Raw genomic sequence first — 13,204 nt, 5'->3', positions numbered from 1 at the left:
AAATTGAGCGAAAGTGTTTAATTGACTTAGTAACTACGTTATAATGTGAAGGGTAAAGAATCATAACAAACTTTGACGTTAGATTAAAATTATTATAAACTAGAAAAGATAATGTAGGGTTATCTTTTTTAAATGTGAATAAATTCTCTGGAGGGAAAAAATAATATGGCATCAAAATTAGAAATCAAAGATTTACACGTAGAAATCGAAGGCAAGGAAATTCTTAAAGGTGTAGATTTAACAATACAACAAGGTGAAATTCACGCAATAATGGGACCAAATGGTACTGGTAAATCAACTTTATCTTCTGCTATTATGGGACACCCTAAATATGAAGTAACTAAAGGTGAAATCCTTTTAGATGGTGAAAATGTATTAGAAATGGAAGTTGATGAACGTGCTCAAGCTGGTTTATTCCTAGCTATGCAATATCCATCAGAAATTTCTGGTGTAACAAATGCTGATTTCTTACGTTCTGCTATAAATGCTAAACGTGAAGAAGGCGACGAAATTAACTTAATGCAATTCATTAAGAAATTAGATAAAGAAATGGATCTATTAGAAATGGATCAAGACATGGCTCAAAGATACCTTAACGAAGGTTTCTCTGGCGGTGAGAAGAAACGTAATGAAATTCTTCAATTAATGATGTTAGAACCTAAGTTTGCTATCTTAGATGAAATTGACTCAGGTTTAGATATTGACGCTTTAAAAGTTGTATCAAAAGGTATCAACAAAATGCGCGGTGAAGACTTTGGTTGCTTAATTATTACTCACTATCAAAGACTATTAAATTATATTACACCAGACTTCGTACACGTTATGATGCAAGGTCGCGTTGTAAAATCAGGTGGCGAAGAATTAGCGAGACGTCTTGAAGAAGAAGGTTACGAGTGGATTAAAGACGAACTTAATATTGAAGACGAAACAATCAACGCTGAATAATATATAAGAATTAAAGTCAAGTAGGAGGAGTATAAATGGCAACTGAAACAAAGTTAAATATTAACATTGAAGACATCGTTAATTATTCAGCATCTCAGAACGAACCACAATGGATGACTGATTTAAGAAAAGAAAGTTTTCAAAATTTAGATAAATTAGAAATGCCTAAACCAGACAAAACTAAAATTGATAGATGGAATTTTGATACTTTTAACACTCATGTAGTTGAAAGTGATACATTCGATTCAATTGAAAGTTTACCTGAATCAGTACAAAAAATCATCGATACTGAAAATGCAACAAACTTAATTGTTCAACATAATAATACGCCTGCTTTTACTAAAGTAGACGAAAAATTAATTGAACAAGGTGTTGTAATTAAAGACTTAAAAACAGCTTTAATTGAAAACAGTGATTTAGTGCAAAAATACTTCATGACAGATGTTGTTAAAGTAGATGAGCATAGATTAACTGCACTTCACGCAGCATTAGTAAATGGTGGTGTCTTCGTATACGTACCAAAAAATGTTGTCGTTAAAGATCCTGTACAATATGTAGTACTTCATGATGATAGCGATGCGAGCTTCTTCAACCATGCGATTATCGTAACTGAAGAAAGTGCTGAAATAACTTACGTTGAGAACTATTTATCTACTGTGTCTTCAAATAAAGGTCAGTTAAATATTGTTTCTGAAGTTATAGCTGGAGCTAACTCAAATATCACTTATGGTACAGTTGATTTCATGGATAAAGATTTTACTGGACATATTATTCGTCGTGGCACAGCTGATGCTGATGCAACAATTGATTGGGCATTAGGCTTAATGAATGATGGTAGTACAATCAATGACAACACTACTTATTTAATGGGTGACCGTTCAAACTGTAACCTAAAAACAGTAGTAGTAGGTCGTGGAGAACAAAAACAAAACTTTACAACACAAATCATTCAATATGGTAAAGAATCAATCGGACATATCTTGAAACACGGCGTTATGAAAGATAGTTCTTCATCTATCTTCAATGGTGTTGGTTACATTAAACATGGTGGTACTAAAGCAGATGCACAACAAGAATCTCGTGTTCTAATGTTATCTGAAAAAGCACGTGGAGATGCAAACCCAATTTTACTTATTGATGAAGATGATGTAACAGCAGGACATGCAGCTTCAGTAGGTAGAGTAGATCCAACCCAATTATACTACTTGATGAGTAGAGGTATTTCTCGTGAAGAAGCAGAGCGCTTAGTTATTCACGGTTTCCTAGACCCAGTTGTATCTGCATTGCCAATTGAAGACGTAAAACGTCAATTACGTGATGTTATCGAACTTAAAGTAACAACACAAATATAAATAAAGGCACAGAAAGGTCTGATAATGTGGCCGAATCAACATTTAATGTAGAAAAAATTATAAAAGATTTTCCAATATTAGAGCAACAAGTTAACGGTAGTAGACTCGTGTACTTAGATTCATCAGCCACAAGTCAAACACCTACGCAAGTAACGAATAGTATAGTAGATTATTACAATCGCTATAATTCAAATGTTCATCGTGGTGTGCATACACTTGGTACGCTTGCAACAGATGCTTACGAAAAAGCGCGTGAAACAGTTAGAAGATTTATAAACGCACAGTATTTTGAAGAAGTTGTTTTTACAAGAGGTACAACAACAGCAATCAATTTAGTTGCACATAGTTATGGTGACGCAAATGTTTCAGAAGGTGATGAAATTGTTGTTACACAAATGGAACATCATGCTAATATCGTACCTTGGCAACAATTGGCTAAAAGAACTGGTGCAAAGCTTAAATTTATTCCGATGTCAGAAAGTGGCGAACTTGAAAAAGAAGCCATCGATAACACGATAAATGATAATACTAAAATTGTTGCAGTAACTCATGTATCAAATGTATTAGGAACGATAAATGATGTGAAGTATATTGCTGAAGTTGCGCATAATCATAATGCTGTTATAGCAGTTGATGGTGCACAGTCAGCACCACATATGAATGTTGATGTTCAAGATTTAGATGTGGACTTCTTTAGCTTTAGTGGACATAAAATGTTAGGTCCTACTGGAATAGGTGTCTTATATGGTAAGCGTAATTTATTAGATAAGATGGAACCTATTGAATTTGGTGGAGATATGATTGACTTTGTTGGATTAGAAGATGCAACATGGACAGACTTACCAACTAAATTTGAAGCAGGAACACCTCTTATTGCTGAAGCAATTGCCTTAGCTGAAGCTATAAGATATATTGATTCTATCGGAATGGATAACATTCATCAGCATGAGTATGATTTAGTTAGTTATGCATACAATGAAATGTCTAAAATCGATGGATTAGATATTTATGGACCAGCCCCTGACAAAAGAGCAGGGCTAATAACATTTAATGTAGAAGGTGTACATCCACATGATTTAGCGACTGCACTAGATTCTGAAGGTGTCGCTGTAAGAGCGGGGCATCATTGTGCGCAACCATTAATGAAATGGTTAAACCAATCTTCAACAGCACGAGCAAGCTTCTATATTTATAATACTACTGAAGATGTTGACCAGTTAATTCAGGCACTTAATGGAGCGAAGGAGTTTTTCTCTTATGAATTTTAATAACTTAGATCAACTATACCGTTCTGTCATTATGGATCATTACAAGAACCCTCGTAATAAAGGTGTTCTTGAAGATGGATCTTTAACAATAGATATGAACAACCCTACTTGTGGTGACCGCATCCGCTTAACATTAGATGTTGAAGATAATGTTATTAAAGATGCTAAGTTTGAAGGTGAAGGTTGCTCTATTTCAATGTCTAGTGCATCAATGATGACTGAAGCAGTAAAAGGTCATTCAATCGAAGAAGCTTTAGCAATGAGCAAAGAATTTTCAAATATGATGCTTGGAGAATCTTACGATATCAATGAAGAAATGGGCGACATTGAAGCTCTATCAGGAGTGTCTAAGTTCCCAGCACGTATTAAATGCGCAACATTAGCTTGGAAAGCATTTGAAAAAGGAACAAAAGAGCAAGATAACGCGTAACTTTTGAACAATGGGCGAACGCTATTATAATAGAGGAGTGAAGAAAATGGCTAAAAAATCACCAGAAGTTGGAGATTATAAATATGGCTTCCATGATGAAGATGTTTCTATTTTCCGTTCAGGTAGAGGTTTAACAGAAGAAATCGTTAAAAAAATATCTGAAATGAAAGACGAGCCACAATGGATGCTTGATTTTCGTTTGAAATCATTAAAACAATTTTACAAAATGCCTATGCCAATGTGGGGTGGGGATTTAACAGAATTAAACTTTGATGAAATCACATATTATGTAAAACCTTCAGAACGTTCAGAACGTTCATGGGATGAAGTTCCAGAAGAAATTAAAAATACTTTCGATAAATTAGGTATACCTGAAGCAGAACAAAAATATCTTGCGGGTGTATCAGCACAATATGAATCAGAAGTTGTTTACCATAATATGGAACAAGACTTAGAAGATCAAGGAATTATCTTCAAAGACACAGATTCAGCATTACGTGAAAATGAAGATTTATTTAAAGAATATTTCGCAACTGTAATTCCAGCTGCTGATAATAAATTCTCAGCATTGAACTCAGCAGTATGGTCAGGTGGATCATTCATTTATGTACCAAAAGGTGTAAAACTTGAAACACCACTTCAAGCGTACTTCAGAATTAACTCTGAAAATATGGGTCAATTTGAAAGAACATTAATCATTGCTGACGAAGGTTCTTCAGTACACTATGTTGAAGGTTGTACAGCACCTGTTTACTCAACAAATTCACTACACTCAGCTGTAGTTGAAATTATTGTTAAAAAAGATGCATACTGTCGTTATACAACTATTCAAAACTGGGCAAATAATGTTTATAACTTAGTTACAAAACGTACATTTGTTTATGAGAATGGTACGATGGAATGGATCGATGGTAACTTAGGTTCTAAATTAACGATGAAATATCCATCTTGTTTCTTACTTGAAGAAGGCGCTAGAGGTATGACTTTATCTATCGCACTTGCAGGTAAAGGACAAGTACAAGATGCTGGTGCTAAAATGATTCATAAAGCGCCAAACACTTCATCAACAATTGTATCTAAATCAATTTCTAAAAATGGCGGTAAAGTTGTTTACCGAGGACAAGTACACTTTGGCCGTAAAGCTACAGGTGCTCGTTCAAACATTGAATGTGATACATTAATTATGGATAATGAATCTACTTCAGATACAATTCCTTATAATGAAATTATGAATGATAACATTTCATTGGAACACGAAGCGAAAGTTTCTAAAGTATCTGAAGAACAATTATTCTACTTAATGAGCCGTGGTATTTCAGAAGAAGAAGCTACTGAAATGATCGTAATGGGCTTCATTGAACCATTTACAAAAGAATTACCAATGGAATACGCTGTAGAAATGAACCGCCTAATCAAATTTGAAATGGAAGGTTCAATTGGTTAATCATTAACGACTACAGTAATACAATTTTATTAAAATAAATAACACCCAATCCGAAAGAAATACTACGGATTGGGTGTTTTATTTTTAATCTATTTCAGATAATGTTGCTGAAGATGTTTTGTTTCTTAAATCTACTTCAATTTCTTCTAAACTACGTCCTCTTGTTTCAGGAATGTATTTTATAACGAATATCATTGCTAATATTCCGATTGCTGCGAAAATCAAGAATACTTGTTCAATACCCATTACTGACGTGAGTATCGGGAATAATTGAGCGACTAATAAACTACCAATTGATAATGATAATGTTGCAATTCCTGTTGCTGCACCTCGTGCTCTCATAGGGAATAATTCTGGTAGAACAATCCATAAAATAGGTCCCCATGTGAATGCGAAGAAAATAATAAACATTGTTAAGCATGCTACGATTATCCAAGCACCGACTGTGGAGTCTAGACCGATTGTCCATACTAGTGTTGCCATTATAAGTAATGAACTAACCATACCGATATTCCCTGTAATGAGTAGTTTTTTACGATCAATTTTATCCATAATCATAATCGCAAAAATGGTAACTATCACATTAACAGAACCAATTCCTACTGTACCTAAAATTGCAGTTGCATCTCCTAAACCTGCTTGACTAAAGATAGTAGGAGCGTAATAAATGATAGCATTGATACCGATTATTTGTTGTAATAAAGCAAATATACAGCCAATGAGTAGTACAGGTCTTAACCACACAGATTTCAATACTGTCCATGTGCTTTCTGATATATGAATAATTTCTTTCATTTCATCTATTTCTTTATCGATTTCAGATTGTTGTCGTGTTATAGCCATAACTTTTCTAGCTGCTTTTTCACTTCTATGCTCAAGTAACCATCTTGGACTTTCTGGCATAAAGTAAACACCAGCCATAAGAATAATAGATGGTACAACAGCTAAACCTACCATCCATCTCCATGCCTCAGCATCAGCGAAAGCATAGTTTACTAAATATGATGCTAGAATCCCTATTGTAATCATAAGTTGATTTAACGAGCTGAGTGATCCTCTTGTATCTGTTGGTGCCATTTCTGAAAGGTACACTGGTACGATTGCTGTAGAGCCTCCTACTGCTAAACCAATGATGAATCTACCGATAACAAGTATGACCATTGATTGTGCAAATGAAAGTATTAAAGCACCAAGTATAAATACGATAGCTATTATAAATACTAGCTTTCTTCTCCCGAGTTTGTCTGATAAAGGTCCACTTGCGCCCGAACCGAATATTGCACCAACTAACATGGAACTTACAACAAGTCCTTCGGTAAAGTTTGTTAGTGGAATATCATTTTTTATAAATAGTAAAGCGCCAGAAATAACGCCAGTGTCATATCCATAAAGCAAACCACCTAATGCACCAAGAAAGAATATTAACTTTGTTCGATAATTGCTTGCTTCCATCCTATTACCTCCAAATATTTTGAATAAGAACTTCGAATAACTAAAACTATTCGAGGAATAATTTATTTCAAAACCAGATTTAATTATTCTAAATAACTAAAAGGTTGTAATTATCTAAATAATCTGATTTAATTATAAATGTAAGCCTTTTCAATTATAAAATCAAGTTTTATTTCAAAATAAATCAATTATATAGTTATTGCACATTACTTAATTAAGGTGAGGAGGACTGTTATGAAGCAATCATCAAGGATAAATGTGAATTTGATGAAAGATTATAATAAACAACTTGTATTAAGAACTATTCAAAAGCATGGACCTATATCTAGAGTCGAGGTTGCCAATAGAATTGACTTATCTCGGCCATCAGTTTCAGAAATTGTTTCAATATTAATTGAAGAGCAATGGATTGAAGAAAAATCCTCTGAAGTAAAAGTAAGAGGAAGACAACCTATTCCTCTAGATATTAATAAAGAGAAGAAAGTCATAATTGGTTTAGAAATAGGTGCATATTCTACTAAGGTTATTGTTAGCAATTTAAAGGCAGAGATATTGAATGAGATAGCAATTGAAATGGATGTACATAAAAATCCAAATGAGATGATTGAGTATTTAGGAAATCAAATTAATTTAATTACTGAAAGATATAAAGCAAATCAAATTGAAGTACTTGGTATCGGTGTAGGCATGCATGGACTCGTTGATACTGAAAAAGGTGAAAATATATTTGCTCCTAATTTAGGTTGGAAAAATGTACAGATTAAATCAATATTAGAAAAGATTACACAACTAAAAGTCTTAATTGATAATGACTGTAATAGCGCAGCACTAGCAGAAATGTGGTTTGGACAAGGTAAAGATGAAAGTAATTTCATTTCAGTAATTGTTGACTATGGAGTTGGTGCAAGCATTATCAACAATGGTTCTATTTTTAAAGGGAGTCATCATGTTACAGGGCAGGTTGGTCATATAACGATAGATCCTGATGGTCCTTTGTGTTCATGTGGAAATTATGGATGTTTAGAAACTTTAACTTCTGAAACAGCTATTTTAAAAAAAGTAAAACGCAAATTAAAAATAGGTGAGAAAAGCAGTATTTTAAATCAAAAGGATAACATTGAAGACTTAACCATCGATGATTTTTATATTGCAGTAAATAAAGGTGATGAATTTTGCATAAATATTGCGCACGAAGTTGCAAGAAATCTCGGGTTAGGATTCACTATTTTAATTAACTTATTTGGACCAAGATTTATAGTTCTTGGTGGTAGTTTAACTAAAATAAGTGATGCATTAATACCTATTATAAAAGAAGTGATTCAATTAAAAGTAATGGGTGAAGAAGCTAAACATACACCAATCATTACTTCAGGTTTAGGAGATGATTTATACACTATTGGTGCAGCATCTTTAATCGTTGAAGATATATTCTCTTTACCAAGACCAAATAAATAAATTCAAGGAGGAGTCATTATGAGTAATTTAAATGAACAAGTTGCAATTGTCACAGGTTCTGGAAAAGGAATCGGAAAAGGAATCGCTAAACAATTAGGGAGCAAAGGTGCGAAAGTAGTAGTAGCGACTATAGATTCAGATTTTGGGAAAGAAACAGCTGAAGAAATCAAACAGAGCGGTGGAGAAGCTTATTTCATTGAAACAGATGTTTCAAAAGAAGAAAGTATTATAAATATGGTTAAAGAAACAGTTAAACAATATGGACAGATTAATACACTCGTAAATAATGCCGGAATTACGGTGTTTAAATCAATAGAAGAAGCTACTGTAGAAGATTGGGATTCCATTATTAATATTGATTTGAGAGGTACGTTTCTTTGTACAAAATACGTTATTCCAGAAATGAAAAAGCAAGGAGGAGGTTCAATTATCAACATCTCTTCTAATCATTCGATTGCAACTTTACCAGATACTGATATGTATGCAGCTGCGAAAGGTGGCGTAAATGGCATGACACGAGGTATGGCACTAAGTTTAGGTAAATATAATATACGAGTTAATGCCATTTGTCCTGGTTTTACAAATACTTCACATTTAAAAAATTGGTTTGATTCAATGGACAATGAAGATGAAGTAAGAAAAGGTGTGTTAGATTTACATGCTACTCCAAGAATAAATGAGCCAGAAGATATCGGCAAATTAGCACAATATTTAGCTTCTGATGATTCGGAAATGATGACAGGTGAACACTTAGTTATAGATGGTGGATTGTCAGCTAGATTATATAATGCAGAAGGTTATTAAGTTAAAGGAGTGAGGAAATAATGGATGTTTTATCTATTGGTGAAACGATGGTAGTTTTTTCTCCGAATGAAGTTGGTCCTATGCGTTATGCACACAGCTTTACAAGTCATATAGCAGGAGCTGAGACAAATACGCTCATTGGCTTAGAAAAGTTAGATATAAAAACAGGATGGATTAGTCAACTTGGAAATGACGAACTAGGACATAAAATACTTTCATTTGTAAGAGGTGAAGGCATTAATGTTGATGCAGTTCAATTAATAGAAGATACACCTACTGGTATTTTTCTTAAAGAAAAAGTACGTCAAGATCAAACACGTGTACATTATTATAGAAAAGGTTCTGCTGCAAGTCTCATGACAAATTCAAATATAGATAAAGATTATATAGCAAAGTTTAAATATTTATATGTTACTGGTATTACACCAGCACTAAGTGAAAGCTGTAAAGAGACAACATTCCATTTAATATCTATCGCAAAAGAACTAAACTTGAAAATTATATTTGATCCTAATTTGAGGCTTAAATTATGGAGTGAAGATGAAGCTCGAGAAACCCTATTAAAAATGATTTCATTAAGTGATATTGTGTTACCTGGAATTAGCGAAGGTGAATTTTTGTTTAATGAGAAGTCTGAAGAAAAGATTGCTCAGAATATTATAGAACATGGTGCATCTACTGTTGTAGTGAAACTAGGGAGCAAAGGTGCATATTATCATAATGAAAATTATGCTGGATATGCAACAGCTTCAAAAAAGATTGAAGTTGTTGATCCGGTTGGTGCAGGTGATGGATTTGCAGCTGGATTTATAGCGGGTTATATTGATGGATTGTCTATTCATGAGGCTGTCGAACAAGCATGTAATGCAGGAGCACTTGTGACTACTGTTAAAGGTGATGTTGAAGGATTGCCAAGTAAAGAAGAAATCGAAAAAATGAAAAATACAAAGATTACTGATGATGTAATCAGATAAGGAGTAATTATAATGGATACTTTAAAAATTATAAAAGAAACTAAGCTCATTGCAATTTTAAGAAATGCAGATCCAAATAATATTTTACCTATTGTTAAAACGTTATATAAAGCAGGAGTTAGGGCAATAGAAGTTACAATGAATTCGCCTAAAGCTCTAGAATCAATAGAGTTAATAGCTAATGAAATGAAAGGAAAAGTAGTCGTTGGAGCAGGTACAGTATTAGATGCTGAATCTGCAAGATTAGCGATATTAAGTGGTGCTACATTCATCTTATCTCCAACAGTTAATAAAGATACAATTAGAATGAGCAAGAAATATGGTGCAGTTAGTATTCCAGGAGCATTAACACCTACTGAAATATTAGAAGCGTATGAATATGGTGGAGATATCATTAAAGTATTCCCAACTACTACGATGGGTCCAGAATATATTAAAGATTTACAAGGTCCATTACCACATATTCCACTTTTACCAACAGGTGGGGTAGATTTAAATAATGTTGAAGATTTTATTAAAGCCGGTGCAGTTGGTGTTGGGCTAGGAAGTGCTTTAGTAAATACTAAAGTCGAAATTACCGATGGATATTATGATGATTTAGAAAAAACTGCGCAATCATTTTATAACAAAGTAAATTCTGAAAAAGGACGTGAATAATATGAAAATAATTGATTATGAATTGTTTCAAGTACCACCTCGTTGGTTGTTTTTAAAAATCACGACTGATGAAGGCATTGTTGGATGGGGAGAACCTGTAATTGAAGGTAAAGCGAGTACTGTTGGGGCAGCAGTAGATGAATTTATGCAACAATTAATAGGCAAGAATCCATTAAATATAGAAGATCATTGGAATATGATGTATAGAAGTAGCTTTTATAGAGGTGGTCCCATATTAATGAGTGCAATCTCTGGAATTGATCAAGCACTATGGGATATTAAAGGTAAATATCATAATGCACCTGTACACGAACTACTAGGTGGTGCGTGTAGAGAATCTATGAAAGTTTATTCTTGGATTGGCGGAGATAGACCTCAAGATACATCTATGGCAGCAAAAAAAGCACATGATAATGGTTTTGAAGCAATTAAAATGAATGCAACAGAAGAATTACAATATGTAGATAGTTATGAAAAAATAGATAGTGTAATAGAACGTGTAGCTGGCATTAGAGAAGCGGTTGGTAATCAATTAGGAATCGGCATTGATTTTCATGGGAGAGTTCATAGACCAATGGCTAAAGTATTAGCTAAAGAATTGGAACAATTCAAGCCAATGTTTATTGAAGAACCAGTTTTAAGTGAAAATATAGAAGCAGTAAGAGAAATTAGTCAAACTACAACAATTCCAATAGCATTAGGAGAGAGACTTTTTTCAAGATGGGACTTTAAACCAATATTAGAAAGTGGCTATGTAGATATTATACAACCTGATTTATCTCATGCAGGTGGTATTACTGAATGTAAAAAAATTATTTCTATGGCTGAAGCATATGACGTAGGAGCAGCACCACACTGTCCACTAGGTCCGATAGCATTAGCATCTTGTTTACAAGTAGATGCAACATGCCATAATGCTTTTATTCAAGAACAAAGTCTTGGAATTCATTACAATAAAGATAGTGATATTTTAGATTATATTAAAAATAAAGAAGTGTTTGAATTTAAAGATGGGTATGTGGATATCCCTAAAAATCCAGGACTAGGTGTCGAAATAGATGAAGAACATGTTAGAGAAATGGCTAAGCAAGGTCATGACTGGCATAATCCTATATGGAGACATAAAGATGGAAGTATAGCAGAGTGGTAGTTAATAGGGAGTAGGACAGAAATCTAATTTTCAAAAAGATTTCGTCGTCCCATCCAGTCATCTACTTAGTCATAGCACGCTTATATTCACACAAGTCGGAAGAAGTGTGAGCAAGGATAGCTATATTCACACAAGTCAGTAGAAGTGTAATCAAGGATAGTCATATTCACATAAGACAGTAGAAATGTAAGCAAGGGTAGCTATATTCACACAAGTCGGAAGAAGTGTAAGCAAGGATAGTCATGTTCACACAAGTCGGAAGAAGTGTAAGCAAGGATAGTCATGTTCACACAAGTCGGAAGAAGTGTAAGCAAGGACACTCATATTCACACAAGTCAGTAGAAGTGTGAATAACCTTTATAGAAAAAGCGCAGAAATTCAATGTTGAAATTGAATTTCTGCGCTTTTTAAATTATTGTCCCATCCTCTATTGTTAATTTATTTCTCTATATTCAAATACTTGAAGTGGATTAAATTTAATTAAATAATGATCATACCAAGTACTTAAACCATATTTTTGTTTATAATGTTCTAAAGCTTCATCAATATATCCTTCCGATACATCTAAATAATTGCTTAACTCAAATTTGTTTTGAACACCTGATTGATATGCTTGGACTATACTTTTTAAAGGTATGATTTTTTCGAATCCTAATCTTCTTGCTTTATGTTCGAATTTCCATTTCCATAATTCATTTGTATCAAGTATATCGCCATACGTTATATCATGATGGGCCAATTCTTCTCCTAGAACTTCTAACTTTTCTTTGTTAGATAAATCATCTTTCAAAAAAATTAATCCATCTACATATAAACCTTTCAATTGATGTGGAAGGTTATTTGTTTCTTTTATGACGATGTGTTCATTATTGATAAGTGTTTTTTCGTATCTATTCAAATTATCCCCACCATAAGTTTTGTATAAAATATGTTTTATTTATTTCTTTGTTTTATGAAATCAACATATTCTAATACTTTTTTTAATTCTTCTTCAGTTAATTCTCCATCTAGATGTGCTGCAATTGTTTCGGCAGTTGAATTATATGTCCCTTTAGCTTCCCCATCTAAAATATAACTCACACTTACATTAAACAATTTAGCCATTTCTTCTATTTTTTTCATCTTTGGTGCTTTACGACCTGTTTCCCAATATGAAATGGATTGCTTTGAAACTTGTAATTCATCTGCTAATTGTTGTTGCGTCCATCCATTCCTTGTTCTTAATAAACTAATTTGTTCAGAGAGTTTATTTTCAGACACCATAAGTTTCCCG

At 33.4% G+C, this 13,204-nt stretch carries 13 protein-coding genes; 10 read left to right on the top strand and 3 right to left on the bottom strand.

The window, feature by feature from the left end; genetic code table 11:
- Positions 1-165: 165 nt before the first annotated feature.
- Genes sufC through sufB form a run of 5 tightly spaced genes read left to right on the top strand, consistent with a single transcriptional unit; the run spans position 166 to position 5,439 of the window.
- Positions 166-945 carry a Fe-S cluster assembly ATPase SufC gene (gene sufC / locus LQ609_RS02845; protein WP_078357710.1) on the top strand — a complete coding sequence of 260 codons (780 nt, stop codon included), beginning with the start codon at positions 166-168 and terminating at the stop codon, positions 943-945.
- A gap of 35 nt (positions 946-980) precedes the next feature.
- A complete protein-coding gene (sufD, locus tag LQ609_RS02840) occupies positions 981-2,297 on the top strand; it encodes a Fe-S cluster assembly protein SufD (RefSeq protein WP_239734290.1) in 1,317 nt (438 codons plus the stop codon).
- Complete coding sequence (locus LQ609_RS02835) at positions 2,294-3,565, top strand: cysteine desulfurase (RefSeq protein WP_174221883.1); 1,272 nt, start codon at positions 2,294-2,296, stop codon at positions 3,563-3,565. The genes sufD and LQ609_RS02835 overlap by 4 nt, the downstream gene beginning before the upstream one ends.
- Entirely contained in the window at positions 3,555-3,995 is a 441-nt protein-coding gene (gene sufU / locus LQ609_RS02830) for a Fe-S cluster assembly sulfur transfer protein SufU (protein WP_078357707.1), read from the top strand. The genes LQ609_RS02835 and sufU overlap by 11 nt, the downstream gene beginning before the upstream one ends.
- A gap of 46 nt (positions 3,996-4,041) precedes the next feature.
- Positions 4,042-5,439 carry a Fe-S cluster assembly protein SufB gene (gene sufB / locus LQ609_RS02825; protein ID WP_078357706.1) on the top strand — a complete coding sequence of 466 codons (1,398 nt, stop codon included), beginning with the start codon at positions 4,042-4,044 and terminating at the stop codon, positions 5,437-5,439.
- Between the two features lie 84 nt (positions 5,440-5,523).
- Here sufB and glcP read toward each other — a convergent pair whose 3' ends face one another.
- A complete protein-coding gene (glcP, locus tag LQ609_RS02820; RefSeq protein WP_208144055.1) occupies positions 5,524-6,891 on the bottom strand; it encodes a glucose transporter GlcP in 1,368 nt (455 codons plus the stop codon).
- Between the two features lie 234 nt (positions 6,892-7,125).
- On the opposite strand from glcP, the gene LQ609_RS02815 reads away from it, so the two are divergent.
- Genes LQ609_RS02815 through dgoD form a run of 5 tightly spaced genes read left to right on the top strand, consistent with a single transcriptional unit; the run spans position 7,126 to position 11,931 of the window.
- Positions 7,126-8,346, top strand: coding sequence for an ROK family transcriptional regulator (locus LQ609_RS02815; RefSeq protein ID WP_239720286.1), 1,221 nt, complete (start codon positions 7,126-7,128; stop codon positions 8,344-8,346).
- Positions 8,347-8,364: 18 nt separating this feature from the next.
- Positions 8,365-9,150, top strand: a complete 786-nt coding sequence (locus LQ609_RS02810; RefSeq protein WP_107509706.1) for an SDR family NAD(P)-dependent oxidoreductase — start codon at positions 8,365-8,367, stop codon at positions 9,148-9,150.
- A gap of 20 nt (positions 9,151-9,170) precedes the next feature.
- Positions 9,171-10,124 (top strand): sugar kinase, encoded by a 954-nt coding sequence (locus LQ609_RS02805; RefSeq protein ID WP_239734289.1) that lies wholly within the window; start codon positions 9,171-9,173, stop codon positions 10,122-10,124.
- A gap of 12 nt (positions 10,125-10,136) precedes the next feature.
- On the top strand, positions 10,137-10,781 hold the full coding sequence (locus tag LQ609_RS02800) for a bifunctional 4-hydroxy-2-oxoglutarate aldolase/2-dehydro-3-deoxy-phosphogluconate aldolase (RefSeq protein WP_239734288.1): 645 nt from the start codon (positions 10,137-10,139) through the stop codon (positions 10,779-10,781).
- 1 nt (position 10,782) lies between these two features.
- Positions 10,783-11,931 carry a galactonate dehydratase gene (gene dgoD / locus LQ609_RS02795; protein ID WP_239701295.1) on the top strand — a complete coding sequence of 383 codons (1,149 nt, stop codon included), beginning with the start codon at positions 10,783-10,785 and terminating at the stop codon, positions 11,929-11,931.
- A gap of 433 nt (positions 11,932-12,364) precedes the next feature.
- Here the strand turns inward: dgoD and LQ609_RS02790 are convergent, their stop codons facing one another.
- Complete coding sequence (locus tag LQ609_RS02790; protein ID WP_239734287.1) at positions 12,365-12,829, bottom strand: ImmA/IrrE family metallo-endopeptidase; 465 nt, start codon at positions 12,827-12,829, stop codon at positions 12,365-12,367.
- Between the two features lie 35 nt (positions 12,830-12,864).
- The gene (locus LQ609_RS02785) at positions 12,865-13,194 is read right to left on the bottom strand and encodes a helix-turn-helix transcriptional regulator (protein WP_078357698.1); all 330 of its coding nucleotides are present in this window, start codon (positions 13,192-13,194) and stop codon (positions 12,865-12,867) included.
- Between the last annotated feature and the right edge of the window lie 10 nt (positions 13,195-13,204).

Origin of the sequence: Mammaliicoccus sp. G-M28, assembly GCF_022386595.1 — a bacterium.
GTDB classification, from domain to species: Bacteria; Bacillota; Bacilli; order Staphylococcales; family Staphylococcaceae; genus Mammaliicoccus; species Mammaliicoccus fleurettii.
Note: the sequence above shows the minus strand (reverse complement) of the source record. Positions and strands in the feature narration are given on the sequence as shown.

What these genes read in the sequence shown, in the direction of transcription:
- sufC (WP_078357710.1), top strand. Translation starts at nt 166, where the DNA reads ATGGCATCAAAATTAGAAATCAAAGATTTACACGTAGAAATCGAAGGC.
- sufD (WP_239734290.1), top strand. Translation starts at nt 981, where the DNA reads ATGGCAACTGAAACAAAGTTAAATATTAACATTGAAGACATCGTTAAT.
- sufU (WP_078357707.1), top strand. Translation starts at nt 3,555, where the DNA reads ATGAATTTTAATAACTTAGATCAACTATACCGTTCTGTCATTATGGAT.
- sufB (WP_078357706.1), top strand. Translation starts at nt 4,042, where the DNA reads ATGGCTAAAAAATCACCAGAAGTTGGAGATTATAAATATGGCTTCCAT.
- glcP (WP_208144055.1), bottom strand. Translation starts at nt 6,891, where the DNA reads ATGGAAGCAAGCAATTATCGAACAAAGTTAATATTCTTTCTTGGTGCA.
- LQ609_RS02815 (WP_239720286.1), top strand. Translation starts at nt 7,126, where the DNA reads ATGAAGCAATCATCAAGGATAAATGTGAATTTGATGAAAGATTATAAT.
- LQ609_RS02810 (WP_107509706.1), top strand. Translation starts at nt 8,365, where the DNA reads ATGAGTAATTTAAATGAACAAGTTGCAATTGTCACAGGTTCTGGAAAA.
- LQ609_RS02805 (WP_239734289.1), top strand. Translation starts at nt 9,171, where the DNA reads ATGGATGTTTTATCTATTGGTGAAACGATGGTAGTTTTTTCTCCGAAT.
- LQ609_RS02800 (WP_239734288.1), top strand. Translation starts at nt 10,137, where the DNA reads ATGGATACTTTAAAAATTATAAAAGAAACTAAGCTCATTGCAATTTTA.
- dgoD (WP_239701295.1), top strand. Translation starts at nt 10,783, where the DNA reads ATGAAAATAATTGATTATGAATTGTTTCAAGTACCACCTCGTTGGTTG.
- LQ609_RS02785 (WP_078357698.1), bottom strand. Translation starts at nt 13,194, where the DNA reads ATGGTGTCTGAAAATAAACTCTCTGAACAAATTAGTTTATTAAGAACA.